Origin of the sequence: Streptacidiphilus sp. ASG 303 (assembly GCF_020991365.1) — a bacterium.
Classification (GTDB): domain Bacteria; phylum Actinomycetota; class Actinomycetes; order Streptomycetales; family Streptomycetaceae; genus Peterkaempfera.
The window spans coordinates 105,947-130,696 of record NZ_JAJLRA010000001.1; the positions used below are offsets into that span (position 1 = coordinate 105,947).

Here is a 24,750-nt window from a genome sequence, read left to right on the forward strand (position 1 = left end):
CCGTCTTTCCTCGGTGTCCGTCCTGCGGGGGGTCAGAGCTGGCCGGCCTGCGCCATGCGCGCCCAGATCGTCCCCAGCCGGTTCAGGTCGCGCTGCGCGTCCTCGGTCATGTCGGCCGCGCTCTGCGCGGGGTCGCCGTCGCCGGTCTGCACCCCCTTCCGGTAGCCCACACCGTAGTCGACCGGCACTCCGGGCAGCCGTTCCGCGATGTAGCGCGAGCAGCCGGCATGGCCCGGCTTGCTGCCGCAGGGCTCGCGCTCCGTGTACAGGCTGGCGACGGTGTAGCCGCCGGCCTCCTGGCGTGCGTTGAGGCGGTCCATCCAGCGGCCGAGGTGCGGCTCGGAGTGCTCGGGGCGCCGGCCCGCCTGGTTGGCGGGGATGGAGCTGTCGACCACGTACCGGTGGTTGCCGTCGGGATCGACGACCTCGATCACCGCGAAGTTCTTGCCCGAGAAGTCCGGCCGGTGGTCGCCGCGGCCGGGCCCGGCGGCGAGGGCGTACACCGCGTCGCGGTCGCCGAAGCGGCCGTCCTCGACCAGGTGCTCGCGCACCAGGTGGGCCGGGGCGGGCGCGTCGCCGCCGGACGGCGGGCCCGCGGTCCGGAAGTCCTGGCTCGCGTGGTAGGCGACGCCGCGCGAGGCGGTGTCGGTGAGCGCGGCGTCGTCGTTCCGCTGCTTCTTGCGCTCCCGCGCCGACAGGCCGCTGCGGTCGGCGTCGTCGTCGTACGCGTACGGCCTGTCGGCGCGCTCGGGGCTGGCACCGACGGCGTGGGCCTGGTGGAAGCCGAGGCTGAGCCGGCCCAGGGAGGCCACCACGGCGCCCTGCTGACCGCGCGTCAGACCGTCGAAGCCGGGGAGCCGGTCGGCCAGTTCCCGCTTGTCGAAGCCGAGCTGCGGCGGGTCGCTGTGGGCCCGGCCCGCCGCCTCGTGGAGGACGGCGGCGACCGTGCCGTCGTCGAGGTGGCTCTCGAGGAAGGCGTGCGCCACCTCGGTGTTGGTCTGGGTGAACTCGTTGGTCCCGCGGGCGTGCTGCTGGGTCGCGTCCGGCAGCACGCCGTAGTGGGTGTGGTCGGCGTCCTGGCGCCGGTCGTAGTCGGTGGAGCCCTTGGACCGCCGCTCGGCCCCGTCCTCGGGGGTGCCGTCGGAGTCCTGCGGGGAGCCGGGCCCGTCGTGGCCGCCGGCGGTGTGGCCGCCCGCGGTGTGCCCGGATCCGGCGACGGCGCCCGGGGCGCCCCCCGTCCCCGCGTCGGGGCCGTCCGTCCTGCGCCGCTTGGGATCGTGCCCCCCGGGCGTCCCGCCGTCCTCCTCGCGGTCGTGCTTGCCCGCGGGGTCGGCGGGGCGGCGGCCGCCGTCGGCGGCGGGGCGGTCCGGCGGGATCGGGCGGCGGTCGGGGTCGAGGGGGACGGCGAAGACGCCGTGGTCGCCGCTGTGCAGGGGCTTGTCGCCGCGGGCCCCGGTCTGGTTGTCGAGGTAGGTGATGCGGCCGTCGTGGTTGACGACGTTCCAGGCGTGGGCGCGGCCGTGGGCGTCCTGGGTGACGACGACGGCCTGGGAGCCGTGCCCGGCCCGGCGGAGCCGGTCCTCCAGCCGGTGGAAGGCCTGGTCGCCGTCGCCCAGGTCCTGGAAGGGCGCGCCGAGCCGCCGCTCGGCGCGGTCGCGTCCGCCGTGCTCGCCGTCCGGACTGCCGTCGTCGGTGCGCGCGGCGGCGGCGGTGGGGTTCCCGCTGTAGGTGTCGGCACTGGAGAGCGCGACGTCCAGGCAGTTGTTGTCGCGGCCGGGCGAGCGGTGGCCGTCGCCGTTGACCGCGCCGGGCCAGTCGCCGTACGGGTCGGGGTGGCGCCGGGGGGTGCCGTCCGGATGGCGCGGGATGCGGCTCTCCAGCTCCTGCTGGTGGTGCTCCTCGACGCGGGCCAGGCCGCCGGGGGTGTCGTAGGGGCGGTCGGCCGACAGGGGGCGCCGGTGGTCGGGCGTGCCGGGCGCGTCGGGCGCGTCGGGCGCGGGCCGGAGGTCCGCGTGCCCCGTGGCACCGGGCCGGACGCCGCCGGGGACGGGGACGGGGACGGCGGCGGGGGTCCCGTGCCGGGCGACGGGGTCCTGCGGGCCGCCGTGCCGGGCGGGGTCGTCGGCCGCCGGACGGTCCTGCGGGGTCTCGGGGCGGCGGGTGGGGCCGTCGGGCCCGTCCCCGCGCCCGGGCGTGCGCGGCCGGTCCGAGGCGGGGGCCCGGTCCGAGGCGGGTGCCCGGTCCGAGGCGGGTGCCCGCTCGGGCGTGTGCGGCCGGCCGGCCGGGCGGTCGCCGACGGCCCCGGCGCGGGGGTCGGTGCGCGGGTCGGGGCGGGGGTCGGTGCGCGGGTCGGGGCGGCCCTCGGTGGGCCGCAGACCCGTACCGGCCGGGGCGGCGGCCGAGGACGGTCCGCCGTCCCGCCGGCCGGGGCCAGCGGAGCCGCCGTCGGCGGGGCGGGGGCCGCCCTGGCCCGGCACGGACTGACCGCCGGGGCGGTGGGCGGCGGGCGTACCGGAGGAGGCGCCGGACGTGCCGGCGGCGGGTCCGGCGGGGTGGGCGGCGTCGGCGGACGGGGTGGCCGGTCCCGCGGCGGGCTGCCGGGCGTCGGACTGGTCGGTGCTGCCGTCCGGGGCGGGCGCGTGGAACGGGGGCGCGTCGGCGACGGCGGCGGAGGCGGTCTGGACGGTGGTGTGGCGGTGGGGGCCGTCCTCCGTTCCGGAGGGGTCGGCGGCGGAGGTGTGCGGGACGGCCGGTCCGGCGTGCGGCAGCGCTCCGGCGGGGTCGCTCCCGTCGGCACGGTCCCGCTGCGGCGCGGCGTCGGGCCCGGCGTCGGAGGGCTCGTGACGCTGCAGGGGCAGGTCCGCGCCGGACTCGGACGCGCGGGGGACGGGGTCCGGGGACGCCCCGTCCCGCCCGTCGGCACGGTCCGGCAGGACGGACGCGTCGCCGCCGACCCGCACCGGCCCGTCGGAGACGGCCGGACGCACGTCCCCGTCGTGGGAGGGGACGGGCGAGGGCGTCCCGTCGCCGTGCAGCCGGCCGGACAGGGGGTCGGACGCGGGGCGGCCGTCGGGGGCGTTGTGCGGCAGGGGCGCCGGGTGACCGTCAGGGGCGTTGTGCGGCAGAGGTGCTGCGTGTCCGTCGGGGACGGAGTGCGGCAGGGGGGCGGTGCGGTCGTCGAGACCGGGGAGCGGCGAGGGTGCCGTCCGACCGTCGGAGCGGTGGTCCGGACCCGGTCCGGCCGCGGCCGGCCCCGGGTCGCGGGACGGGCCGCCGTCCGTTCCGGCGTGGGGCTGCGGCGTCGCCTCGGCGCCCGCCGGGCCATGCCGTCCGTCCGTCACGGCGTGGACCGGCGACGGCTGCCCGTCCGCGGCCGGGTGCGGCCGGGTCCCCGGCAGGTCGCCCGCACCCGCGGCGCCGCCCTCGCCCGCACGGTGGTCACCGACGGCCGGGCCCGCAGCCGCCGCGTCGGCGCCCCCGTGCGCCGGAGCGGGCACGACGGAGGAGACAGGACCGTGGGACGGCTGCCCCTCCCCGCCCGCGTGCGACCCGGCCCCCGACGGGTCGCCCGCACCCGTGGCACCGCCCTCGCCCGCAGGGTGACCACCACCGGCCGGACCCGCACCCGCACCCGCCCCCGCACCCGCCGCATCGGTCCCCGCATGGGCCGGAGCGGGCGTGGAGGCGGGCGCAGAGGCGGGCGCGGGATCCGGGGCGGGGTGGCGGTTGCCGCCGTGCGAAGGCGTCTGCGCGTCCGCGCCGCCTGAGGACGCGTGGCCCGGAGCGGGGGCCGCAGCGGAGGCCGCAGCGGGGGCCGGGTCTGAGGCCAGCCGGGTGCCGAACGGGTCGAGCGGGGGCGTGTCGTGGCCGGGCCGGGCGGCCCCGCCGCCGTGGTCGGCGGTACCGGCGCCGGTGGTCCCGCCGCTCCCGGCCCGGTGACCGCCGCCCGCGCCCCCGTCGGCGGGCAGGGGGTGCGGTCCGCCGCCGGACGGGGCCGGGACGGAGGAACCCGGCGCGACGGAGCCGGACGGACCGTGTCCGTCCGGCGCGCCGCCGGACGGGTCCGGGGAGCCCGGCGGGTTCTGGGGGCCTGACTGTCCCGAGCGGCCGTCGCCGCCCTGGCTCCCGGCGCCGTCGCTGCGGGTGCTCCCCGTGTCGGTGCCACCCGCGCCGCTGCTGTCGGTGCCGGTGCTGTCGGTGCCGTCACCCGCCGGACCGTCGCTGTTCGCGGTGCCGCTGTCCGCGGTGCCGCCGTCCGAGCCGTGGTCCGCCCCGGCGTCCCCGTGGCCGGCCATGGTCTCCGCGTGGTGCCGTGCGGCACCGCCGGCCCGCGAGCCGAGCCCGTCCCGCAGCGACTCTCCGAAGGTCTGCTGCCAGTTCTTGGCGGACTCCTTGCCCTCCTCCCAGCCCTTGTCGGCGGTACGCCCCAGGTCGTAGCCGCTCTGGGCGCCGAAGCCCTGGTCGACGGTCTGGGCGATGAGGTCCGAGAGCATCGCCTGCACGGCGGAGACGACCGGGTCCTTGAGCGTCTCCATGATCGCCTCGATCAGGGCTTCCCGGAGCTCCTTCAGCAGCCGGCGCACGATCATCCTCGTGGCCTGCGTGGCGCCCAGCGCACCGACCTCGGACAGGCCCAGCGTGAACGGCGCCGCCGCCTGCGCGGCGATGATCTCCGCCGCCAGGATCACCAGCTGCGCGATGACGGCGACCTTGCAGGCGACGACGATCACCGCCGCCGCGTCGAAGGCCGCCGCGATCAGCCGCGCCGCCGAGGAGGCGTCCGCGAGATACCCGTCCCCGCCGGTCGAGAACCTGTCGAAGGCCTTCCCGAACGCGTCGATCGAGTCGCCGCTGTTCGCCGAACGGACGCTGTTCGCGGCCGCCAGGGCGCGGTGGTTGAGGTCGTCGACCTCGTCGGCGAAGTCGCGCCACACCTGGGCGCACTCGCGCAGCTTGTCCTCGTCCGCCTTCGGCCAGTCGAAGCCGAGCATCTCCAGGACCCACTCGAGGCTGTCCGGCAGCATCAGCGACACGAGCTCAACTCCCCCGTACGGCCGCCCCGCACCGTCTCCCGGCGCAGGGGCGGAACATCAGATCAGTGGCGCGACGTCGGAGGACGTCGTCAGAAGGCGGGGTGGTGCAGGCGGCCGACCTCGCCGCCCAGCTCCTCCGCCCGGCCGCGCAGAGCGGCCAGCCGGCCCGCCTCGTCGGCCTCGTGCGCCGCGTGGTTGTCGGCCATGGCCTGCAGTTTCCGACCGGTCTCGCCGAGCCGCTCCGCGAGGGAGTCCATGGACTCCTCCATACCGTCGCGCAGGCCCTCGTAGACGACGCCGAACTTCTCCCCCAGGTCGTCGTCGCCCCACGGGGGCTCCTGGCCGCCCTCCAGCGACTGGAGGCGCGACCGCAGCGTGTCGGCCGCCTGCCGGAAGTCCCGCCCGACGTCCTCCAGGGCGCGTCCCTGCGCACGCAGGTTCGCCTCGTCGACGACGATGCGCCCGCTCATCCCCACCACCCCCGTGGCACCGCACTTCGTGGACCGGGCCGGACCGGCCGTGTCGGCCGCTCCGGCGGCGGCACGGCGCCGCCCCGCCAAGTCGGAAGATCCTATCTACGGGAGATGCGCCCCGACAGCTCCCCCGACCGCCCGGAAACGCACCCTCACCGTTCCGGCACTCCGCCCATACACCTTCGCCTCAACCGCCGGTGCCGCCGGGACGCCTGTCGTCCCGTCCGCCGTCCGGGCCGCCGGAGCGGCCGGCCGTCCCGCCCCGTCCGGCCTCCTCCGCCTCGCGGAGCATCCGCTCCGCCCGCTGCTCCGAGCGGCGGCGCTCCTCCGGCGCCATGTCCTCCGCGGCCTCCCGGATCTTCCCGAGCCGGTCGCCGAGCGCGTCCAGGTAGCGGTCGGAGGCGATCACGTCCTTCATGCCGATCCGCCCGCTCAGCACGCCCTTGGCCATGTCCTGCAGCTCAGGGCCGACCGAGGGGTTGGCCGCGATGGTCCGCAGCGCCCTGTGCAGCGACGCGGCCTGGCCCAGGTCGTCGGCCACGTCCAGCAGTTCGGTGTCGTCGATCTCGTGCTCGCGGGCCATGGCGGCCACTCCCCCTCGCGTGTTCCGACGCCCTGCCGACACGGATCATAGACAACCGCCCGGCCGGCACGCGGGCGGCGGCGGAACCCCCGGGGTCGGCCCGGACCGGGGAGCCGGCGCGGCCGCCCACGGACGGACCCCGCGGCCGGCGGCAGCCGCCCGCACCCGCGGACCTGCGCCGCGTCCGGACCGCTCCGGATGCACCGTCACCCCCGCGGACACCGGAGCGGTCCGGCACGGCGGCCAGGCCGGGGGTCTCCCCGGCGGCTGCGGGCCGCAGCCGCCGGTGACGCCCAGTCGGAGGCCGGGCGTCCGTCCGGCGCAGGCCGTGGCCGGACACACCCGCCCCCGGGATCCCCGGCGCCGCTGCGTCCCGGCCGAGGGGGCGGCCTCGGCCGGGAGCCGCCGGACGACGGCCGCACCCGGCCCCCGGGGAGGGCGGTCCGACCCGGCGTGGGACGCGGCCCGGAAGCGGCCCGGAACCGGAGGCGGAACGCCCGGTGAGCGGGGACGGCAGGCCGCGACGGACGTCCTACGACTTGCTGTGGAGGATCTGGATCAGGTTGCCGCAGGTGTCGTCCAGCACCGCGGTGGTGACCGCGCCCGTCTCCAGCGGCTCCTGGGTGAAGCGCACCCCGAGGCCGCGCAGCCGGTCGAACTCGGCCCGGACGTCGTCCACCGCGAAGGAGGCGGCCGGGATGCCGTCCTGGGCCAGTGCCGTCCTGTACGGCTCCACTGCGGGATGGCCGGACGGCTCCAGCAGCAGTTCGGTCCCGTCGGGGTCCTCCGGCGAGGTCACGGTCAGCCACCGGTGCTCGCCCAGCGGGACGTCGTGCTTCCTCACGAAGCCCAGCACCTCGGTGTAGAAGCGCAGGGCTTGGTCCTGGTCGTCGACGAAGACGCTGGTGAGGTGGATCCTCATGGGGCACTCTCCGGTCTGTCGGGCCTGCGCCATCGGGCCGCGATGCGTTCGAGGGGTTCGGTGTTCAGATCGTGGAACTTGTAGCGGCCCTGGCGCCGCGGGACGACGAGACCCGCGGACTCCAGTACGGCCAGGTGCTGGCTGACCGCCTGGCGGGACAGTCCCGGACCGCCCTCGGCCGCCAGTCGCGCGCAGATCTCGAACAGGGTCTGGCCGTCCCGCTCCACCAGTCCGTCGAGGATGCGCCGACGGGTGGGGTCGGCGAGCGCCTTGAAGACATCGTCCTCCACGACCACCACCATAGGCAAGTACCTACTTGCCTGTCAGGCCGGGTGTCCTGCCGCCGCCCGGCCGGGGCGGGCGGCTCCTCCGCCGGCTCGGAGGGGGGCCGGCCGCACTCGTGTGCGCGCATGCCGCCGGACATGCCGCAGAACTCCCGGACGGCGGAGCATGCCCGCGGCTCCCGTGGGCAGCGGTCCGGTCACGGATGGTCCACGGAACGGAGCGGCGGATGGGCACGGAGGACGGCGGGGGTCGTGGGGCGGTGCTGTTCGACGTGGACGGGACCCTGGTGGACAGCACGTACCTGCACACGGTGACCTGGTGGGAGGCGTTCCGCCAGGCCGGGCGGACGGTGCCGATGGCGGACGTCCACCGCGCCGTCGGGATGGGCTCCGACCATCTCCTGGACCACCTGCTGGGCGAGGACCGCGACCGCGGCGGGGACGCCGCCGTCAGCGCCGCGCACCGCACCCTGTACGCCGAGTACTGGCCGCGGCTGGCACCGCTGGAGGGCGCCGCGGAACTGCTGCGGGAGTGCGCCCGCCGCGGCTGGACGGTGGTGCTGGCCAGCTCCGCCGAGGCCGAGGAGCTGGCGGTGATGCGGAAGGCCGTGGGGGCGGACGACGCCGTCGCCGACGCGACGAGCTCGGACGACGTGGAGGGGAGCAAACCCGCGCCCGACCTGGTGCGGCAGTCCCTGGAGCGGGCCGGGGTGCCCGCCGGCCGGGCGGTGTTCGTCGGCGACACGGTCTGGGACGTGGAGGCGTGCGGCCGCGCCGGGGTGCCGTGCGTCGGGGTGCTCTCCGGCGGGGTCTCGGAGGCGGAGCTGCGCGGGGCGGGGGCGGCCCAGGTGTTCCGGGGTCCGCGCGACCTGCTGGAGCACATCGACGACAGCCTGCTCGCCGCTCCCCCGGCCTGAGCCGGGGGCCGGGGCTGCCGGGCGCCGGGCGCGGCGCACCGTTCCCGGCGGCCCTGCGGCGGGCGGGCCCTGCCGCGGCCGTCGTTTCGGCCTCCGGGGCCCGGGTACGCGGAGGCGGCCGGAGCCGGTGGACCTTCCACCGGCGGGCGTTCTGGAGGTGCCATGTCCTCGCACGGGTCCGACGGCCACGACGGCGACAGCGGAGGCGACGGGGGTCTGCGCGGCGCGGTCGAGGCGGAGCGGCGGGCCTACGCCGGGGAGTCCGACCACCCGCTCGGCGGCTACGCGGGCGCCATGGGCGTGTACGCGGCCTCGGTCGCCGCGCTCGCCGGCGCCGCCCGCCTGAGCGGGCGCCCGCTGCCCTCGCCGACGCCCTGGGATTTGGTGGTCTGCACCGGCGCGACGCACCGCCTCAGCCGGCTGCTGACCAAGGACCCGGTGACGAGCCCGCTGCGGATGCCCTTCACCCGCTTCCTGGGCACCACCGGACCGGCGGAGCTGAAGGAGGAGGTCCGCGGGTCGGGGGCCCGCAAGGCGATCGGGGAACTGCTGACCTGCCCGTTCTGCGCGGGCATGTGGATCGCCACCGGGCTGTCGGCCGGTCTGGTGTTCGCGCCCCGCGCCACCCGGCTCGCCGCGTTCGCCCTCACCGCGCTGACCGGCTCCGACCTGCTGCACTTCGCACGGGTGCGGATGCAGCAGGCCGTGGGCGAGTGACGGGAGCCCCTCCGCGCCGGGGCCGCCGGAGCCGGGTGCCCGCCGACGGGATCTGACCGGACCGGCGGGTCCGGGGCCCGCCGGCCCGCCGCGGCGTGCGGCCGCGCCCCGGCGGCCCCCGTCGCTGGCGCGCCGCCGCAGGTTGGGCGAGGATCACTGCATGAGGCGTGCGGTCGTACGGATGGGGTCGGCACCGCTCGCGCGCTCGCGCGCGGCGGCATGTCCGGGGGCTGCCGGGGGTGTCGCGGCACGCCCGCGGACGGGCGGCGGGCCGTGACCGCGGGCCTGCCGGGGACCGTCCTGGTGGTCGACGCCCGGACCGGCCGGCGGTCGGTGGCCGAGTGGCTGCGGCGCGCCGGGCACCGGGTGGTCGAGGCCGCGGACGGCGCCCAGGCGCTGGCCGCCCTCGGCAACCCCGACGACCTGCCCGAGGCGGCCGTCATCGACGTGCGGCTGCCCGACATGAGCGGCCACGAGGTCTGCGACTACATCAAGGGCCGCCCCAGTACGGCGGCGCTCCCGGTGGTCCACATCTCGGACTCGGCGGCGCTGACGGCGTCGGCGGACCGCACGCGGGGCCTGGAGCGCGGGGCCGACGCCTACCTCACCGAGCCCGTCGCCCCGGAGGAGCTGCTGGCGACGGTCGGGGCCCTGCTGCGGTACGGGCGCGCGCGGCGGCGGGCCGAGCGCCTGGCGGCCCGGATGACGCAGCTCAACCGGGCCACCCTGGCCGTGTACGCGGCGACCCGGGTGGAGACCCTGGCCGCGGCGGCCGCGTCCGGGGCGGCCCGCCTGATGTCCTCGCCCGCGGCGGCGGTGGTCCTCTCCCCCGACGGGCGGGTGCTGCGGATGACGTCGCCGACGCCGGCGGGCCGCCCGGAGGTGCGGGCGGCCCATCCGGGCCTGCTGCAGTGGCTGGGGAGCCGCGCGCTGGGCGACCGGATCGGGGCCGGCCTGGCGGTGGTGCCGCACCGCGACTGGAAGGAGCAGGTGCCCGACGCGGTCTTCGACGGCGACGTGTGCCTGGTGCTGGCCCGCACCAAGCGGGCGCGTCCCCCGGTGTGCCTGGCGGTGGAGGCGTCGTCGGTGGAGGACGCCGAGGACCGGGAGCTGCTCAACCAGCTGGCCCACGGTTCCGCGATGGCGGTGGAGGCGCTGCGCACGTACTCGGAGGAGCACTCGCTGGCGCTGACCCTGCAGCGGAGCTTCCTGCCCAGCCGCTTCCCGCGGGTGGCGGGCGTGGAGCTGGCGGTCCGGTACGTGCCGGCGTCGACCCAGGCGGAGATCGGCGGCGACTTCTACGAGGCGGTGGAGACGCCGCACGGCCTGCTGCTCGCCATCGGGGACGTCGCCGGGCACTCGCTGGAGGCGGCGGCGGTCATGGGCGAGCTGCGGCACGCGCTGCGGGCCTACGCCGCCGAGGGCCACGGGCCTCGCGAGGTGCTGGACCTGCTGGACGGGCTGCTGGTGCGGTTCCAGCCCGGTGTCACGGCGACGGTCTGCCTGGCGCTGGTGGAGCCCGGCGGGCGGCGGGTGCGGATCGCCAACGCCGGCCACTTGCCGCCGCTGCTGCTCGACCCGGGCGGCGGCACGCGGTACTCGGCGGCCCGCGGCACGCTGCTGGGTCTGGGCGTGGGGCATCCGGAGCCGGTGGTCGAGGACGTGGCCCCGGGCACCCGGGTGCTGCTGGTCACCGACGGCCTGGTGGAGGTCCGCGGGGTGGACCTGGAGGACAGCCTCGCGGCGCTGCGGCGGACGGCGGAGGAGGGCCCCGCCGACCTGGAGCAGCTGTGCGACGCGCTGGTGACGGTGTTCGGGGTCGGCAAGGGCGACGACATCGCGCTGCTCGCGGCCCGCTGCGGCTGAGGGGCGGACCCGTCGCCGGACGGGCGCCCGCGGGCACCGGCCCCGGCCCGTACGGGCCCGCCGCCGGGGTCGGGGAGCCGGGGCGCCGCGCGGAGGCCGGGGGTGGCAGCAGGCCGGGGGGCGGGAGGACGGTGGGCAGGAGGCCGGACGGCGGGAGGCCGCGCGGCGGGCCGCGTCAGGCGGCGGGCAGGCCGGCGCGGCGGACGGCGCGCAGGGCCCGGCGGCGCCGCAGGCCGGTGAGCCCGTCCAGGAAGAGGCCGCCGTCGAGGTGGCCCGTCTCGTGCAGGAGGCAGCGGGCGAAGAAGCCGGTCCCCTCCACCCGCAGCGGGCGCCCGGCCGGGTCGTACCCCTCGACCACGGCGCGGTCCGGGCGGGGCGTGCCGGCCCGGACGCCGGGGACCGAGAGGCAGCCCTCCTCCCCGGTGACGGTCACCCCGTCGGCCTCGACGAGGACGGGGTTGACGACGGCGCCGAGGTGGCGGACGTCCTCGTCGTCGGGGCAGTCGTGGACGAACACCCGCAGCGGGACGCCGATCTGGTTGGCCGCCAGGCCGACGCCGTCCTCGGCGTACATGGTGGCGAACATGTCCTCGACCAGCCGGGCGAGGTCGGCGTCGAACGCGGTGACCGGCGCGCAGGGCTCGCGGAGGACCGGGTCGCCGAGGACGCGCACGGGGTGGACGCGGCCGGAGCTGCCGGGGATGCGGACGCGGGTGGTGCCTGCTGCCATGGCGCCGAGCCTATCCGGGCCCGGCCGGGGGCCGTACCGGTCGGGTCGGCGGGAGGCGCCCCCGGCGCGGCCGGCCGGTGCGGGCGTGCGCGGCGCCGGCGCTCCCGCCGCGACCGGCCCCGGCACGGACGGCCGCGCCGGTGGCGGTGGCCGCGGTGGCGGCCGTCCGGACGGCCCCGGCTGACGCCCGGTGAGGGCCGCCGGGGCGCGTCCGGCGAGGCCACGGAGGGTCCGCCGGAGGGGGCGCGCACGATCTGCGGGGGTGGGGCGCGCGGCGCCGGGCGCGGGAGTCGGTAGGCTGACGGCGTCCCCGTTGCCCCAGCGGCCGTGTTCCGGCCAGGGTGGCGCCGCACCGAGGAGGAACCACTGACGATGCCAGGCACCGGTTCGGAGGCCCCGGCGCAGGGCGGGCGCGACGCGTCGCTGCCCGCACGCGCGAAGATCGCCGTCACTGCCGGCCGGGTGGCGGCCGCAGTCTCCCGCACGGCGGGCCGCGGCAGCGGCTCGGTCATCGGCGGCAAGGTCGCGCTGAGGCTCGACCCCGACCTGCTGGCCAAGCTCGCCGACCACCTGGACGTCGTCCTGGTGAGCGCGACCAACGGCAAGACCACCACCACCCGTCTGATCGCCGAGGCGCTGCGCGCCGCCGGTCCCGTGGTCTCCAACGCGCTGGGCGCCAACATGCCCGCCGGCATCACCGCGGCGCTGGCGGGCGGCAGCGAGTCCCGCTTCGGTGTGATCGAGGTGGACGAGAAGTACCTGGCCGGCGTGGCCCGGGACACCCGCCCCAAGGCGATCGCCCTGCTCAACCTCTCCCGCGACCAGCTGGACCGCGCGGCCGAGACCCGCATGCTGGCCGAGCGCTGGCGCGAGGGCCTGAAGGACACCGAGGCCGTCGTCATCGCCAACGCGGACGACCCGCTGGTGACCTGGGCCGCGTCGTCCTGCCGCCGGGTGGTGTGGGTGGCCGCCGGACAGGCGTGGAAGGAGGACGCCTGGTCCTGCCCGTCGTGCGGCGGCGTCATGCAGCGCCCCGGCGACGACTGGTTCTGCGCGGAGTGCGGCTTCCGCAGGCCGCAGCCGCACTGGGCGCTGTCGGGCAGCCACGTGTACGACCCGCAGGGCGCCGCGTGGCCGATCCAGCTCCAGCTGCCGGGCCGGGCGAACCTGGCCAACGCCGCCACCTCGGCGGCGGTCGCGGCCGTGTTCGGCGTGCCGCCGGCGACCTCGCTGCAGCGGATGCAGTCGGTGGCCGCGGTCGCGGGCCGGTACGACGTGGTGACGTACGAGGGCCGCCAGGTGCGCCTGCTGCTCGCGAAGAACCCGGCCGGCTGGCTGGAGACGTTCTCGCTGATCGACGGCCCGCCGACGCCGGTGGTCCTCTCGGTGAACGCGCTGGACGCGGACGGCACCGACACCTCCTGGCTGTGGGACGTGGACTACGAGGGCCTGGTGGGCCACCCGTTGTTCGTGATGGGGCAGCGCAAGCTCGACCTGGCCGTCCGGCTGGAGGTCGCGGGCCTGCCGTTCCAGGTGGTCGACTCGCTCGCGGAGGCGGTCCGGACGGCCCCGCAGGGCCGCATCGAGGCCATCGCCAACTACACCGCGTTCCAGCAGCTGCGCCGCGCGGTCGCGGGCTGAGACGGCGGGCGGCAACACCGATGACGTGGGAGATCGAGGGACGAGCATGAGTGACAGCAGCCTGCGCCTGGTGTGGGTCTACCCCGACCTGCTGAGCACGTACGGCGACCGCGGCAACGTGCTGGTGGTGGAGCGGCGGGCGCGCCAGCGCGGCCTGGACGTCGCCCGCATCGACGTGCGGTCCGACCAGCCCGTCCCGACCAGCGGCGACATCTACCTGATCGGCGGCGGCGAGGACCGGCCGCAGCGGCTGGCCGCGGAGCGGCTGCGCGTGGACCCGGGCCTGCCCCGGGCGGTGGACAACGGCGCCATCGTCTTCTCGGTCTGCGCGGGGTACCAGATCCTGGGCCACGAGTTCATCAACGACCTGGGGCAGCGCGAGGCGGGCCTGGGCCTGCTCGACGTGCACAGCACCCGCGGCGAGGGCGCCCGCAACGTCGGCGACATCCTCGCGGAGGTCGACCCGCGCCTGGGCCTGCCGCCGCTGACCGGCTTCGAGAACCACCAGGGCGTCACGCACCTGGGCCAGGGCGTCTCCCCGCTGGCGACCGTCCAGGTCGGCGGCGGCAACGGCACCGGCGACGGCACCGAGGGCGCCTGGCGCGACACCGTGTTCGGCACCTACCTGCACGGCCCGGTGATGGCCCGCAACCCCGCCATGGCGGACCTGCTGCTCAAGCTGGCGCTGGACGTCAGCGCCCTGCCGCCGGCCGACAACACCTGGTACGACGCGCTGCGCGGGGAGCGGATCGCGGCGGCCCGGCAGCAGCAGAGCGCCTGACGGCCGCACGGGGGCACGGGACCGCCGCAGGGCGGGGCCCGCGCCCGCCGCACGGCACGGCTCCCCGCGGACCCGGCGCACGCACGGGCCGGGCCGTACGCCCGCGCTCCCCGTGCGCCGGGGTCCGGGGACGCCCGGCCGTGGGAGGCTTGTCCCACGGCGCGGGCCGGCGCGGTGCGGCGGCCGGCCCCGTCGGGAGCCCCCGGCGCCCGGAGGACGACCGGGCACCGGGTGCCGCACGGCCCCGCCCCGTACGCTGGGGCGGGTAGCGCGGGCGACCGCACGCCGAACAACTGCACACGGGGTGCCCGCGCGACCCGCAGGGCACCCCGCGATGGCCTCCAGCGCGGGGGCGCCGAAGGCGCCGCCCCCGCCTCCGCCCCCGTCTGGCCGGACGCCGGGGCCGGTATGATCGGATGAGGATGACCGTGATCCGATCCGACGCCTTCCGTCATCCCCGCGGCAACCTCCTCGCCGGACCGGCGTCGGAGCCGGCCGCTACGGTGGCGGAGTCGTCCCAACGTGTAGTCCGGCCGTCCGGTTCTGCTCGGGAGTTGCAAAGCGATGCGTATTGGTGTGCTGACCAGCGGCGGTGACTGCCCTGGTCTGAACGCCGTGATCCGTTCCGTGGTCCACCGCGGAGTGGTCGACCACGGTGACGAGATCATCGGGTTCGAGGACGGCTGGCGCGGCCTGCTGGAGGGCTGCCACCGGCCGCTGACCCTGGACTCGGTGAGCGGCATCCTCGCCCAGGGCGGCACGATCCTGGGCTCCACCCGGGTCCAGCCCAGCCACCTGCGCGACGGCGTCGCGCGGGCCAAGAAGTACTGCGAGGACCTCGGCCTCGACGGGATCATCCCGATCGGCGGCGAGGGCACCCTCAAGGCCGCACGGCTGCTCAGCGACGGCGGCGTGCCGATCGTCGGCGTCCCCAAGACCATCGACAACGACATCGCCTGCACCGATGTCACCTTCGGCTTCGACACCGCCGTCTCGGTCGCCACCGAGGCGCTGGACCGGCTCAAGACCACCGCCGAGTCGCACCAGCGCGTCATGGTGGTCGAGCTCATGGGCCGCCACACCGGCTGGATCGCCCTGCACGCCGGCATGGCGGCGGGCGCCCACGCCATCGTGGTGCCCGAGCGGCCGTTCAACATCGACAAGGTCACCGAGGTCGTCCGCGAGCGCTTCGACCGCGGGAAGAAGTTCGCCATCGTGGTCTGCGCCGAGGGCGCCAAGCCGGAGCCGGGCACCATGCACTGGGAGGCCGGCACCACCGACATCTACGGCCACGAGCGCTTCACCGGCGTCGCCACCCAGCTCTCCCGCGAGCTGGAGCACCGCCTGGGCAAGGAGGCGCGGCCGGTGATCCTCGGCCACGTGCAGCGCGGCGGCACCCCCACCGCGTACGACCGGGTGCTGGCCACCCGGTTCGGCTGGCACGCCGTGGAGGCCGTCCACAAGGGCGCCTTCGGCCACATCACCGCCCTCCAGGGCACCGACATCAAGCTGGTGCCGCTGGCCGACGCCGTCGCCGACCTCAAGACGGTCCCGGCCGAGCGCTACGCCGAGGCCGAGACGGTCGTCTGAGGCACGCAGGCCCGGGACGGCACGCACGGACGCGGCCGCCGTCCACCGCCCACCCCGGCGGCGGGCGGCGGCCGCGGCGGTTCTACCCTGGTTCGGTCGGAAGTCGGGCGAAACGCCCGGTGCCGGAGCGAGGGAAAGCGGGATCCGCCCATGGGCGACGGCATGGCAGGGATGCACCACCACGGGGGGGTGCCCGGACCGTACACGCTGTCGACCGCCCTCACCTGGTCGCCGGACTGGGTCTTCCTGCTCGGCGGCCTCGCCGGGCTGCTGCTGTACTGGGCCGGCGCGGTGCGGCTGTGGCGGCGCGGCGACCGGTGGTCCGCCGGCCGGGCCACCGCCTGGACGGGCGGCGTGGCCACGGTGCTGCTCACCACCTGCACCGGGCTGAACGACTACGGCATGGTGCTCTTCAGCGCCCACATGCTCCAGCACATGGTGCTCAGCATGCTCGCCCCCATCCTGCTGCTGCTCGGTGCGCCGATCACCCTGACGCTGCGCGCCCTGCACCCGGCGGGCAAGGGGCGCACCGGGCCGCGCGAGCTGGCCGTGAAGCTGCTGCACAGCCGGTACGTGCGGGTGGTCTCGCACCCGGCGTTCACCATCCCGCTCTTCATCGCCAGCCTGTACGGGCTGTACTTCACGCCGCTCTTCGACACCCTGATGGGCAGCCGGGTCGGGCACGTGGCGATGATGGTGCACTTCCTGGCGGTCGGGCTGGTCTTCTTCTGGCCGATCATGGGTGTGGACCCGGGGCCGCACCGGCCCGGCTTCGTGATGCGCATCCTGGAGCTCTTCATGGGGATGCCGTTCCACGCCTTCTTCGGCGTGGCCGTGATGATGGCGGGCCACCTGCTGGTCGACACCTTCGCGCACCCGCCGGCGGTGCTCGGCGCGGCCCCCCTGGCCGACCAGCAGATCGCGGGCGGCATCACCTGGGCCTTCGGCGAGATCCCGACCGCGATCGTGCTGATCGCGCTGGTCTTCCAGTGGTCCCGCTCGGAGGACCGGCAGGCGCGGCGGCGCGACCGGGCGGCCGACCGCGACGGCGACGCCGAGCTGACCGCGTACAACGCCTACCTGGCGTCGCTGGACACGCGGTCGCGGCAGGCCGGCTGAGGGTCCGGCGGCCGGGAGGGTCCACGGGGGCCGGTCCGGGGCGGCGCGCCCACGTTCGGGTGAGGCGGCGCGCCCCGGACCGGCCCCCTGCGGTAGGAGTGGCTGCGACGCCCGCAGACCCGCACCGCGCCCGGAGGTCCCGATGCCCTGGAGCCACACCCTCGCCGCCGCCGGACTGGCGGCCGCCGCCGCCCTCGGACTCGCCGCCCCGCCGGCGGCGGCGGACCCGGGCGGCTCCCCCGGCGGCCGCCTGGTGCTCACCCTGCACAGCGGGGAGGACGTCTCCGGCCGGGTGCTGGACTCGGTGGTGCTGGAGTGCGGCCCGGACGGCGGCCCGCACCCGGACCCGGCCGCCGCCTGTGACGCGCTGCGGGCCGCCGGGGGCGACCCGGCGGCGCTGCGGGCGCAGCGGGGCGTGATGTGCCCGATGGTCTACGCGCCGGTCACGGGCGAGGCCACCGGGACGTGGGACGGCCGGGCGGTGGGGTTCGCCCGCCGGTACGCCAACCGGTGTGCGGCGGGGGCGGAGTCGGGGGGCGTCTTCCGGTTCTGACGGTTCCGGTTCCGACGGTTCCGGTTTTGAGGGCCCCGGGGGCAGCGCCCGCCCGGGGGTCCTGCCGGGACGGGCACGGCCCCGACGGCGGGGTGGCTGCCGGGGCCGGGGGGCCGGTACGGGTCCCGGGCGGGGCGTAACGGCGCGGGCGGGGACGGGGGCGGTCAGGGCGATCCGGCCGGGGCCGGGGCGGGGAGCAGGCGGCGCAGGGCGAGGGCGTCGGGGGCGGCGGCGGTGAGGAGGACTGCGGGACAGCCGGGCAGCGGCAGGAGGGCCGCGTCGGCGCCGTCGGGCGGGGCGGGGAGCACCGGCGGACCGTCCCCGGGGGCGGCGTGCAGCAGGTGCCCGCAGGCCCGGTGGCCGGCGAGGACGGCGGGACCGTCCCAGCCGGGGGCGCCGGGGCCCAGGTCGGTCCGCTGGTCCAGGACGGTGCGGCCGCCGTGGCGGACGGTGAGCCGGGAGGTGATGCGGCCCGGCTCCTCCCCGTACCGGCCGAGGACGTGCTCCTCGCGCAGCAGCAGGCGGGCCCCGGGGGCGAGGTCGATGCGGGTGTCGGCGAGCAGGCGGCTGCCCGCGGCGGCGACGACCGGTTCGGGCAGCCACTCCAGGACGGCCCCGGCCTCCACCCGCAGCACCACCGCGCAGTGGGCCGCCTCGCCGCCGCGGCCGGGCAGCGCGACCGTGGCCGCGGCCGAGGTGACGCGCAGGGCTGCGCCCGCCCGCACCTCGGCCTCGATCCGCAGCCGGTCCCCGCCGAGCGGTCCGGCCATGGCGCCGACGAGGGTGGCCTGGGCGGTGCGCGGACCGCCGGGGCCGCGGGTGCGGCGCACGGCGAGCGGGCCGCTCCCGGCGAGGACCGGGAGGGCGGTGCCGCCCCGGCCGTCGGGGGCGGCGGTGATGCGGACGGCGGCCCGCACCGCCGAGGGCGGCGGTGCGGGGGCGGCGGTCCGGGTCACGCGGGGGCGCCGGCGGGTCCGGGGGCCCCGGGGGCTCCGGGGCCGCCGTCGGCGGCCCGCCAGGCGGCGAGCCGCTCCAGGACCCAGGAGGCGACGGGGGCGACCCCGTCCGGGGCGGCCAGCGAGCAGAAGACGGTGGGCAGGTCGCCGCGCTGGGCGCGGGCGTCGCGGGCCATCACGCCGAGGTCCGCGCCGACCAGCGGGGCGAGGTCGGTCTTGTTGACGACCAGCAGGTCGGAGCGGGAGACGCCGGGGCCGCCCTTGCGCGGGACCTTGTCCCCGCCGGAGACGTCGATGACGAAGACCTGGGCGTCGACCAGGCCCTGGCTGAAGGTGGCGGTGAGGTTGTCGCCGCCGGACTCCACCAGGACGAGGTCGAGCGGGCCGAGGGCGTCCTCCAGCTCCTCGACGGCCTCGATGTTGGCGGAGATGTCGTCGCGGATGGCGGTGTGGGGGCAGCAGCCGGTCTCGACGGCGGCGATCCGCTCGGGCGGGAGCACCGCGTTGCGCAGCAGGAACTCGGCGTCCTCGGTGGTGTAGATGTCGTTGGTGACGACGGCGATGGACAGCCGGTCCCGCAGGGCCCGGCAGAGGGCGGCGACCGTGGCGGTCTTGCCGGAGCCGACCGGGCCGCCCAGGCCGATCCGCAGGGCGCGGCGGCGGTCGCCGCCGGGCCGTGCGGCGGGGACGGGGGCCGGGGCGGCTGCGGGGTCCGGGACGGTGGCGGGGTCCGGGACGGTGGCGGGGGGTGCGGCGGCCGCGGGGGGTGCGGCGGGGGCCCAGGTGTGGCGGGTGGGGACGGCGGCGCCGGGGTCGTCGGCGTGGTCACGATGCAAAGAGACGCACCTTCCAGGAGGCGTGCTGCTCGGCGTAGTGGTCGAGCAGGGGGGCGGAGGCGGCGGGCAGGGCCTCGGGGCCCAGGGCGCGGGCGTCGCCGGCGGCCTCGACCGCGTCGGCGGCGATCCGGTCGGCGGCGGGGGCGAGGCGGGCGAGGACGGCGGCGACGGCGTACGGGTCCAGGCCGAGGAGGCGCACGCAGGCGGTGGCGGGGCCGTTGACGCTCTCGTACGCGGCGGCCGCGGCCGCGTCGCCGGGGCCGAGTCCGGCGGCGGTGGCGGTGAGGCCGAGGGCGACGGGCTGGTGGGGGCCGCCGGGCAGGGCGGCGGCGAGGTCGTCGAGGGCGGGGGCGGGCCAGGCGGTGCGGGCCGCGCGGAGCAGCTGGCGGCCGAGGCGGCGGGAGGTGGAGCGCTGGGCCGGCGAGGGGGTGCGGGCGTCGGCGGCCGCGTCCAGCTCCAGCGGGTCGAGGCCGTCGGCGGCCGCGGCGGCGAGGGCCGCCGCGGTGAGTCCGGCGGTGTGCAGGCGGCCGGTGAGGAAGGCCTCCAGGGTGGCGGTGTCGTGGATCCGGCCGGCGTGGACGGCGGCCTCGGCGCCGCCGGAGTGGGCGTGGCCGCCGGCCGGGAAGCGGCCGTCGGCGAGGAGCAGCAGGGCGGTGCGGGCGGCCGGTCCGCCGTCGCCGTTTCCGCTGCGGGTGGTCGAGGGGTGCACGGTTCTCCCGGGGGGTTCGGGCCCGGTCGGGCCTGAGGGGTCGGGCCGGGAAGGCGGGGGTCCGGAGGCGGGGTCGGCGTCCAGGGGCGGGGCCGGGGGGCCGGTCCCGGCCGGGCCCCGGCGGAGGTGCGGGGTCCGGTCGGGCCCGGGCGGGATCAGAAGAGGAAGTACCGCTGGGCCATCGGGAGCTCGGCGGCCGGGGCGGGCTCCACGACCCCGCCGTCGACGGTGACGGTGAAGGTGTCGGGGTCGACCCGGACGTCGGGGCGGGCGGTGTTGTTCACCATGTGGTTCTTGGTGACGCCGCGGGTGCTGCGGATGGCCGTGAAGGGCTTGCCCAGGCCGAGCCGCTCCGGCAGGCCGTCCTCCAGGGCGGCGGGGGCCGTGAAGTTGACCGAGTTGGCGGCGGGGGCGCGGCCGGCTGCGCCGAACATGGGGCGCGGCAGCACCGGCTGCGGGGTGGGGATGGAGGCGTTGGCGTCGCCCATCTGCGCCCAGGCGATCTGCCCGCCCTTGATCACCAGGTCGGGCCTGACGCCGAAGAACGCCGGGGACCACAGCACGAGGTCGGCGAGCTTGCCGGGCTCGACGGAGCCGATCTCGTGGTCGATTCCCTGGGCGACGGCGGGGTTGATCGTGTACTTGGCGACGTAGCGGCGGGCCCGGTGGTTGTCGGCGCGCCCGTCGCCGGGCAGGGCGCCGTTGCGGCGCTTCATCACGTGGGCGGTCTGCCAGGTGCGCAGCACCACCTCGCCGATGCGGCCCATGGCCTGCGAGTCGGAGCTGACGATGGAGATGGCGCCCAGGTCGTGCAGGTGGTCCTCGGCGGCGATGGTGGAGGGCCGGATGCGGGACTCGGCGAAGGCCAGGTCCTCGGGCACGGACGGGCTGAGGTGGTGGCAGACCATCAGCATGTCGAGGTGCTCCTCGACGGTGTTGACGGTGTGCGGGCGGGTCGGGTTGGTGGAGCTGGGCAGGATGTTGGCCTGCGAGACCACGCTGATGATGTCGGGGGCGTGGCCGCCTCCGGCGCCCTCGGTGTGGTAGGCGTGGACGCCGCGCCCGGCGATGGCGGCCAGGGTGTCGTGGACGAACCCGGCCTCGTTGAGGGTGTCGGTGTGCAGGGCCAGCTGGGCGCCGGTGGCCTCGCAGACGCGCAGGCAGGCGTCGATGGCGGCCGGGGTGGCGCCCCAGTCCTCGTGGATCTTGAAGCCCAGGGCCCCGGCGCGGAGCTGGGCGTGGAGGGCGTCCGGGTTGACGGTGCTGCCCTTGCCGAGCAGGCCGACGTTGACCGGCAGGCCGTCCATGGCCTCGAACATCCGGGCGAGGTGCCAGCCGCCGGGGGTGACCGTGGTCGCCTTGGTGCCCTCGGCCGGTCCGGTGCCGCCGCCGACCAGGGTGGTCACGCCGGAGGCCAGCGCCTCGTCGGCGAGCTGCGGGCAGACGAAGTGGACGTGGGCGTCGACGGCGCCCGCGGTGAGGATCCGGCCGTTCCCGGCGATCACCTCGGTCTCGGGGCCGATCACCAGGCCGGGGTGGACGCCGTCCATGGTCTCCGGGTTGCCGGCCTTGCCGAGGGCGGTGATCCGGCCGTCGCGGATGCCCACGTCGGCCTTGACCACACCCCAGTGGTCGAGCACGACCGCGCCGGTGACGACCGTGTCGGGGGCGCCCTCGGCGCGGCTCGCCCGGGACTGGCCCATGGACTCGCGGATGACCTTGCCGCCGCCGAAGACGGCCTCGTCGCCGCCGCCCGCGAGGTCCCGCTCGACCTCGACGAGCAGGTCGGTGTCGGCGAGGCGGATCCGGTCGCCGGCGGTGGGGCCGTACAGGTCGGCGTAGCGGGCGCGGGTGACGACCAGGGCGGGAGCGGGGGCGGGGGCCTTGCGGCCCGGGCCCGGGGCGGCGGGCCCGGGCCCGGCCGGGTCCTGCACGGCGGTGTCCTGCGCGGCCGGCCCCCGGCCGCCGGGATCCTGTGCGGCCGCCTCCCGGCCGCCCGGAACGGCGTCGAGCGGCCCCGCGGTCCCGCCGCGCAGCCCCGCCACCTCGCGGCGGCCGCCGAGCGGGACGAGCCCGACCTCGGCCGGGATGCCCGGCTCGAAGCGGACCGCGGTGCCCGCCGGGATGTTCAGCCGCAGGCCGTACGCGGCGGCGCGGTCGAACTCCAGCCCGGGGTTGGCCTCGGCGAAGTGGTAGTGGGAGCCGACCTGGACCGGCCGGTCGGCGGCGTTGACGACGGTGAGCCGGGTGACGGGCCGTCCGTGGTTGAGGCCGACCGTGCCGTCGCCGTGCAGGACCTCCCCCGGCACCGGCCCGGGGGTGCCGCCCGCGGGGGCCGTCACGCGAGGGGCCCGTGGACGGTGACGAGCTTGGTGCCGTCCGGGAAGGTCGCCTCGACCTGCACGTCCGGGACCATCTCCGGGACGCCGTCCATGACGTCGTCGCGGCCGAGGACGGTCCGCCCGGACTCCATCAGCTCGGCGACGGTCCGCCCGTCGCGGGCGCCCTCCAGGATGTGGGAGGTGATCAGCGCGACGGCCTCGGGGTGGTTGAGCCGCAGTCCCCGGGCCCGGCGGGCGCGGGCGACGTCCGCCGCGACGTGGATGAGCAGGCGCTCCTGCTCGTGGGGGGTCAGTCTCACGGGTGCGCACCTCGGCTCCGGTCGGAGGGTGCGGACACGCCGTTGTGCCGCGGTGGCGCTCCCGCGCGCGGCGCCGCGGCCGCCTCGCGGGAGGTCGTGCTCGTGCCCGCCACCGTAGCGGAGAGGGGGCGCCCCTGGTCAGAGGTCCCGCAGGTCGGGGTCGCGTCGTGTCGCGGGGGGCTCAGAAGCGCGGGCGGCGATGCCGAACGGGCGGGCGGGCGCCCGGTCCGGCCCCGCGCCGGGCCCCGAGACCTCGGAGACCGCGTGGGCGGGCGCGTCCTGCCCGGCGTCCCGGCGGCGCAGCCGCTCCAGGTCCTCGGCGGGGACCAGGGCGGCGACGGTGCGCCCGTGGCGGGTCAGCGCGATCCGCTCGCCGCCGTACGCGACCCGGTTCACGAGGTCGGCGAGGGCGGCGCGGGCTTGTGTGACCGGAATGTCGGCGGGCATGCCGGCATTCTCGCGTTCTGTACATTCTGTACGCAACCGGGGGCCGACCGGGAGAGGTGGAACACCGTGCAGCAGATGCCGTGGAGCCCCGCACCGTCCCCGTACGACCGGCTGCTGCGGGAGCAGCGCACCGTCTTCCTGCGCGGGCCGCTGGACGACGCGGCGGCCGGGGAGCTGGTCGCGCAGCTGGTGGAGCTGGACCAGGCCGCCCCGGAGGCCCCGGTGAGGCTCTGCGTCCACTCCCCCGGCGGCCCCTTCGAGGCGTTCGCGGCGGTGCACGACACGATGCGGCACCTCTCCCCCGAGGTGGGGACGGTGTGCGCGGGGCGGGCGGAGGGCACCGCGGCGCTGCTGCTGGCGGCGGGCACGCCCGGCAGGCGGGTCGTGCTGCCGGGGTCGTCCGTGGTGCTGCGGGAGCCGGCGGCGGAGGGGCTGCGGGGCCGCGCTGCGGACCTGGAGGCGCACGTCCGGCACCTGGAGCGCACCCGGCGGCGGGTGGTGGAGCTGCTCGCCGGGTACTGCGGCCGCACGCCCGAGCGGGTCGCGGCCGACCTGGGGCGGGGCCGGTACCTGGAGGCGGCGGAGGCGGTCGGCTACGGGCCGGCCGACCGGGTCGCCGAGCGGGGCGTGCCGCGGCCGGAGCCGGGCGCCTGACACCGGATCACTCCGGCGGCGGCCGGGCGGGTCCCGGCACGGCCGGACCGACAGGGGCAAACCCTGACAACGCGTCGGCCGGGGACGGGTGGCGGCCGGGGTCCCCGATCCGCCCCGGACGGGTGAACGGCCCACCCGGACGGGCCCCGGGGCGGCGTGTCGCCCGCGTGCCGCAGCCCGCTCCCCCGGATGCAGGAGCACCGGTCCGCACAGGGTCGCCGACAGGCGTGGAGAACGGGGGAACCACGCCTTCCGGATACGCGCGTTCCCCCAGGTGAAAGCGCTTTTCTGAAGTGCTGTCACCCGGGTGGCGCAGGAGGGCGGAATACCCGCCCGGACGCGGCTTCCGGTTCCGGTTCAACCGGGTGACAAGTGTCACAAAGGCCGGTCCCGAGATGAAGAACAGTCAGGAATCTGCCAATACTGGCGGCCGAACGCGACAAGTCCCCGTCACCGTGGCGGGGCGATCCGGTCGGACGCCTAATCCCGTCACCGGCCCGGATGTCAGGCGCGAACTCGTTTTCGACGGGAGCGGGAGACCCGAGCACGACGGGGTGGGAGCTCCTCCTCCGCGGCAGCGCCGCGGCGGGGGTGGTCGCCGCCTCTTGGGGTGAAGCCACCACGGTGGCCGGGCAGCTTTCGGTGCCCGAATCCGACAGGTCATCTTTCGCAGGCGGTTCCGGAAGGACATGCATGTCCGCGATGTCTCGCACCCGTGCCGCAGTGCGCCGCGAACCCTCCGCCGGCACCGCCCCCTCGGGGCGGCGGGCCGCCGAGGAGGGCAGCGATAGCCGCCCCCACCTGGGGCGCAGCAGCGGCACCCGGCGCAGCCGGCTCGTCAACCGCGTGGGGGCGACCGCCGTCCTGACGGTGGCCGCGGTGGCGGGCGCCGGCCTGGCGCCCGGCCTGTCCGGCACGGCGGACGCCGGGACGCTGTCCGCCAAGGCCCTGAGGATCGCCGCCGGCAAGCGGGGGGCGCCGTACGTGTACGGGGCCGCCGGGCCGACCCGGTTCGACTGCTCGGGCCTCGTGATGTGGTCGTACCGGAAGGCCGGCAAGACCCTTCCGCGCACCGCCCAGGCCCAGTACAACCGCACGCACCACATCCGGTCGGACAGCCGCCGGCCGGGGGACCTGGTCTTCTTCCACAGCGGTTCGGGCATTTACCACGTCGGTATCTACGCGGGCAGCGGGAAGATCTGGCACGCACCCCATTCGGGGGCCCGGGTGCGTCTGGAGCGCATCTGGACGAAGAGCGTCTGGTACGGCCGGATCGGCTGATCCGGAATACCGCGATC

Annotated in this window: 22 protein-coding genes, 1 pseudogene and 1 riboswitch; of the genes and pseudogenes, 10 read left to right on the top strand and 13 right to left on the bottom strand. The window is 77.4% G+C overall.

The genetic code is table 11. The features are described from left to right. Window positions 1-32: 32 nt before the first annotated feature. The 5 genes from LO771_RS00515 to LO771_RS00535 form a co-directional block, all read right to left on the bottom strand. Window positions 33-5,024 carry a toxin glutamine deamidase domain-containing protein gene (locus LO771_RS00515; RefSeq protein ID WP_230647911.1) on the bottom strand — a complete coding sequence of 1,664 codons (4,992 nt, stop codon included), beginning with the start codon at window positions 5,022-5,024 and terminating at the stop codon, window positions 33-35. A gap of 98 nt (window positions 5,025-5,122) precedes the next feature. Then, window positions 5,123-5,503 carry a WXG100 family type VII secretion target gene (locus tag LO771_RS00520; RefSeq protein WP_230647165.1) on the bottom strand — a complete coding sequence of 127 codons (381 nt, stop codon included), beginning with the start codon at window positions 5,501-5,503 and terminating at the stop codon, window positions 5,123-5,125. 190 nt (window positions 5,504-5,693) lie between these two features. Further along, window positions 5,694-6,089: a hypothetical protein gene (locus LO771_RS00525; protein WP_230647167.1), complete on the bottom strand. Its 396-nt coding sequence runs from the start codon at window positions 6,087-6,089 to the stop codon at window positions 5,694-5,696. Window positions 6,090-6,621: 532 nt separating this feature from the next. After that, the gene (locus LO771_RS00530; RefSeq protein WP_230647170.1) at window positions 6,622-7,011 is read right to left on the bottom strand and encodes a VOC family protein; all 390 of its coding nucleotides are present in this window, start codon (window positions 7,009-7,011) and stop codon (window positions 6,622-6,624) included. After that, entirely contained in the window at window positions 7,008-7,313 is a 306-nt protein-coding gene (locus tag LO771_RS00535) for a helix-turn-helix transcriptional regulator (protein ID WP_230647912.1), read from the bottom strand. The genes LO771_RS00530 and LO771_RS00535 overlap by 4 nt, the downstream gene beginning before the upstream one ends. A 209-nt stretch (window positions 7,314-7,522) precedes the next feature. On the opposite strand from LO771_RS00535, the gene LO771_RS00540 reads away from it, so the two are divergent. The 3 genes from LO771_RS00540 to LO771_RS00550 all read left to right on the top strand — a co-directional run bounded on the left by LO771_RS00540 (window position 7,523) and on the right by LO771_RS00550 (window position 10,795). Then, window positions 7,523-8,212 carry an HAD family hydrolase gene (locus LO771_RS00540; protein ID WP_230647173.1) on the top strand — a complete coding sequence of 230 codons (690 nt, stop codon included), beginning with the start codon at window positions 7,523-7,525 and terminating at the stop codon, window positions 8,210-8,212. A 162-nt stretch (window positions 8,213-8,374) separates the two neighbouring features. Next, window positions 8,375-8,929 carry a DUF1360 domain-containing protein gene (locus LO771_RS00545; protein WP_230647176.1) on the top strand — a complete coding sequence of 185 codons (555 nt, stop codon included), beginning with the start codon at window positions 8,375-8,377 and terminating at the stop codon, window positions 8,927-8,929. Window positions 8,930-9,202: 273 nt separating this feature from the next. Next, entirely contained in the window at window positions 9,203-10,795 is a 1,593-nt protein-coding gene (locus LO771_RS00550) for a SpoIIE family protein phosphatase (protein WP_374228016.1), read from the top strand. Window positions 10,796-10,970: 175 nt separating this feature from the next. On the opposite strand, the gene def is transcribed toward LO771_RS00550, so the two are convergent. Further along, window positions 10,971-11,525, bottom strand: coding sequence for a peptide deformylase (gene def / locus LO771_RS00555; RefSeq protein ID WP_230647182.1), 555 nt, complete (start codon window positions 11,523-11,525; stop codon window positions 10,971-10,973). Window positions 11,526-11,897: 372 nt separating this feature from the next. Between def and LO771_RS00560 the strand changes: the two genes are divergently transcribed. The 5 genes from LO771_RS00560 to LO771_RS00580 all read left to right on the top strand — a co-directional run bounded on the left by LO771_RS00560 (window position 11,898) and on the right by LO771_RS00580 (window position 17,209). Continuing rightward, a complete protein-coding gene (locus tag LO771_RS00560; protein ID WP_230647185.1) occupies window positions 11,898-13,166 on the top strand; it encodes a MurT ligase domain-containing protein in 1,269 nt (422 codons plus the stop codon). Between the two features lie 46 nt (window positions 13,167-13,212). Next, the gene (locus LO771_RS00565) at window positions 13,213-13,947 is read left to right on the top strand and encodes a type 1 glutamine amidotransferase (protein WP_230647188.1); all 735 of its coding nucleotides are present in this window, start codon (window positions 13,213-13,215) and stop codon (window positions 13,945-13,947) included. A gap of 564 nt (window positions 13,948-14,511) precedes the next feature. Then, window positions 14,512-15,537: a 6-phosphofructokinase gene (locus tag LO771_RS00570; RefSeq protein WP_230647191.1), complete on the top strand. Its 1,026-nt coding sequence runs from the start codon at window positions 14,512-14,514 to the stop codon at window positions 15,535-15,537. A 150-nt stretch (window positions 15,538-15,687) separates the two neighbouring features. Beyond that, a complete protein-coding gene (locus tag LO771_RS00575) occupies window positions 15,688-16,656 on the top strand; it encodes a cytochrome c oxidase assembly protein (protein WP_374228017.1) in 969 nt (322 codons plus the stop codon). A 142-nt stretch (window positions 16,657-16,798) separates the two neighbouring features. Continuing rightward, window positions 16,799-17,209: an SSI family serine proteinase inhibitor gene (locus LO771_RS00580; protein WP_230647194.1), complete on the top strand. Its 411-nt coding sequence runs from the start codon at window positions 16,799-16,801 to the stop codon at window positions 17,207-17,209. Between the two features lie 164 nt (window positions 17,210-17,373). Here LO771_RS00580 and LO771_RS00585 read toward each other — a convergent pair whose 3' ends face one another. The 7 genes and pseudogenes from LO771_RS00585 to LO771_RS00615 all read right to left on the bottom strand — a co-directional run bounded on the left by LO771_RS00585 (window position 17,374) and on the right by LO771_RS00615 (window position 22,798). Next, window positions 17,374-18,165 (bottom strand): urease accessory protein UreD, encoded by a 792-nt coding sequence (locus LO771_RS00585; protein WP_230647196.1) that lies wholly within the window; start codon window positions 18,163-18,165, stop codon window positions 17,374-17,376. Beyond that, window positions 18,162-19,001 carry an urease accessory protein UreG gene (gene ureG / locus LO771_RS00590; protein WP_230647198.1) on the bottom strand — a complete coding sequence of 280 codons (840 nt, stop codon included), beginning with the start codon at window positions 18,999-19,001 and terminating at the stop codon, window positions 18,162-18,164. Before ureG ends, LO771_RS00585 begins: the two co-directional genes overlap by 4 nt. After that, window positions 18,991-19,710 carry an urease accessory protein UreF gene (locus LO771_RS00595; protein WP_230647200.1) on the bottom strand — a complete coding sequence of 240 codons (720 nt, stop codon included), beginning with the start codon at window positions 19,708-19,710 and terminating at the stop codon, window positions 18,991-18,993. The genes ureG and LO771_RS00595 overlap by 11 nt, the downstream gene beginning before the upstream one ends. A gap of 155 nt (window positions 19,711-19,865) precedes the next feature. After that, window positions 19,866-21,572 (bottom strand): urease subunit alpha, encoded by a 1,707-nt coding sequence (locus tag LO771_RS00600; protein WP_230647914.1) that lies wholly within the window; start codon window positions 21,570-21,572, stop codon window positions 19,866-19,868. Between the two features lie 153 nt (window positions 21,573-21,725). Next, window positions 21,726-22,052 (bottom strand): annotated as a pseudogene (locus LO771_RS00605) (urease subunit beta); the annotation flags it as partial. Beyond that, window positions 22,049-22,351: an urease subunit gamma gene (locus tag LO771_RS00610; RefSeq protein WP_230647202.1), complete on the bottom strand. Its 303-nt coding sequence runs from the start codon at window positions 22,349-22,351 to the stop codon at window positions 22,049-22,051. The pseudogene LO771_RS00605 and the gene LO771_RS00610, both read right to left, overlap by 4 nt. A gap of 138 nt (window positions 22,352-22,489) precedes the next feature. Then, entirely contained in the window at window positions 22,490-22,798 is a 309-nt protein-coding gene (locus tag LO771_RS00615; RefSeq protein WP_230647204.1) for a type II toxin-antitoxin system Phd/YefM family antitoxin, read from the bottom strand. 75 nt (window positions 22,799-22,873) lie between these two features. Between LO771_RS00615 and LO771_RS00620 the strand changes: the two genes are divergently transcribed. Then, a complete protein-coding gene (locus LO771_RS00620; protein ID WP_230647915.1) occupies window positions 22,874-23,452 on the top strand; it encodes an ATP-dependent Clp protease proteolytic subunit in 579 nt (192 codons plus the stop codon). A gap of 467 nt (window positions 23,453-23,919) precedes the next feature. Further along, window positions 23,920-24,143: riboswitch (cyclic di-AMP (ydaO/yuaA leader) on the top strand. A 2-nt stretch (window positions 24,144-24,145) separates the two neighbouring features. Next, window positions 24,146-24,733 carry a C40 family peptidase gene (locus LO771_RS00625; RefSeq protein WP_308188800.1) on the top strand — a complete coding sequence of 196 codons (588 nt, stop codon included), beginning with the start codon at window positions 24,146-24,148 and terminating at the stop codon, window positions 24,731-24,733. Window positions 24,734-24,750: the final 17 nt, after the last annotated feature.

Excerpts from the sequence above, each read along its gene's own strand:
- LO771_RS00515 (WP_230647911.1), bottom strand. The coding sequence starts at position 5,024 with ATGCTGCCGGACAGCCTCGAGTGGGTCCTGGAGATGCTCGGCTTCGAC.
- LO771_RS00520 (WP_230647165.1), bottom strand. The coding sequence starts at position 5,503 with ATGAGCGGGCGCATCGTCGTCGACGAGGCGAACCTGCGTGCGCAGGGA.
- LO771_RS00525 (WP_230647167.1), bottom strand. The coding sequence starts at position 6,089 with ATGGCCCGCGAGCACGAGATCGACGACACCGAACTGCTGGACGTGGCC.
- LO771_RS00530 (WP_230647170.1), bottom strand. The coding sequence starts at position 7,011 with ATGAGGATCCACCTCACCAGCGTCTTCGTCGACGACCAGGACCAAGCC.
- LO771_RS00535 (WP_230647912.1), bottom strand. The coding sequence starts at position 7,313 with ATGGTGGTGGTCGTGGAGGACGATGTCTTCAAGGCGCTCGCCGACCCC.
- LO771_RS00540 (WP_230647173.1), top strand. The coding sequence starts at position 7,523 with ATGGGCACGGAGGACGGCGGGGGTCGTGGGGCGGTGCTGTTCGACGTG.
- LO771_RS00545 (WP_230647176.1), top strand. The coding sequence starts at position 8,375 with ATGTCCTCGCACGGGTCCGACGGCCACGACGGCGACAGCGGAGGCGAC.
- def (WP_230647182.1), bottom strand. The coding sequence starts at position 11,525 with ATGGCAGCAGGCACCACCCGCGTCCGCATCCCCGGCAGCTCCGGCCGC.
- LO771_RS00560 (WP_230647185.1), top strand. The coding sequence starts at position 11,898 with ATGCCAGGCACCGGTTCGGAGGCCCCGGCGCAGGGCGGGCGCGACGCG.
- LO771_RS00565 (WP_230647188.1), top strand. The coding sequence starts at position 13,213 with ATGAGTGACAGCAGCCTGCGCCTGGTGTGGGTCTACCCCGACCTGCTG.
- LO771_RS00570 (WP_230647191.1), top strand. The coding sequence starts at position 14,512 with ATGCGTATTGGTGTGCTGACCAGCGGCGGTGACTGCCCTGGTCTGAAC.
- LO771_RS00575 (WP_374228017.1), top strand. The coding sequence starts at position 15,688 with ATGGGCGACGGCATGGCAGGGATGCACCACCACGGGGGGGTGCCCGGA.
- LO771_RS00580 (WP_230647194.1), top strand. The coding sequence starts at position 16,799 with ATGCCCTGGAGCCACACCCTCGCCGCCGCCGGACTGGCGGCCGCCGCC.
- LO771_RS00615 (WP_230647204.1), bottom strand. The coding sequence starts at position 22,798 with ATGCCCGCCGACATTCCGGTCACACAAGCCCGCGCCGCCCTCGCCGAC.
- LO771_RS00620 (WP_230647915.1), top strand. The coding sequence starts at position 22,874 with ATGCCGTGGAGCCCCGCACCGTCCCCGTACGACCGGCTGCTGCGGGAG.
- LO771_RS00625 (WP_308188800.1), top strand. The coding sequence starts at position 24,146 with ATGTCCGCGATGTCTCGCACCCGTGCCGCAGTGCGCCGCGAACCCTCC.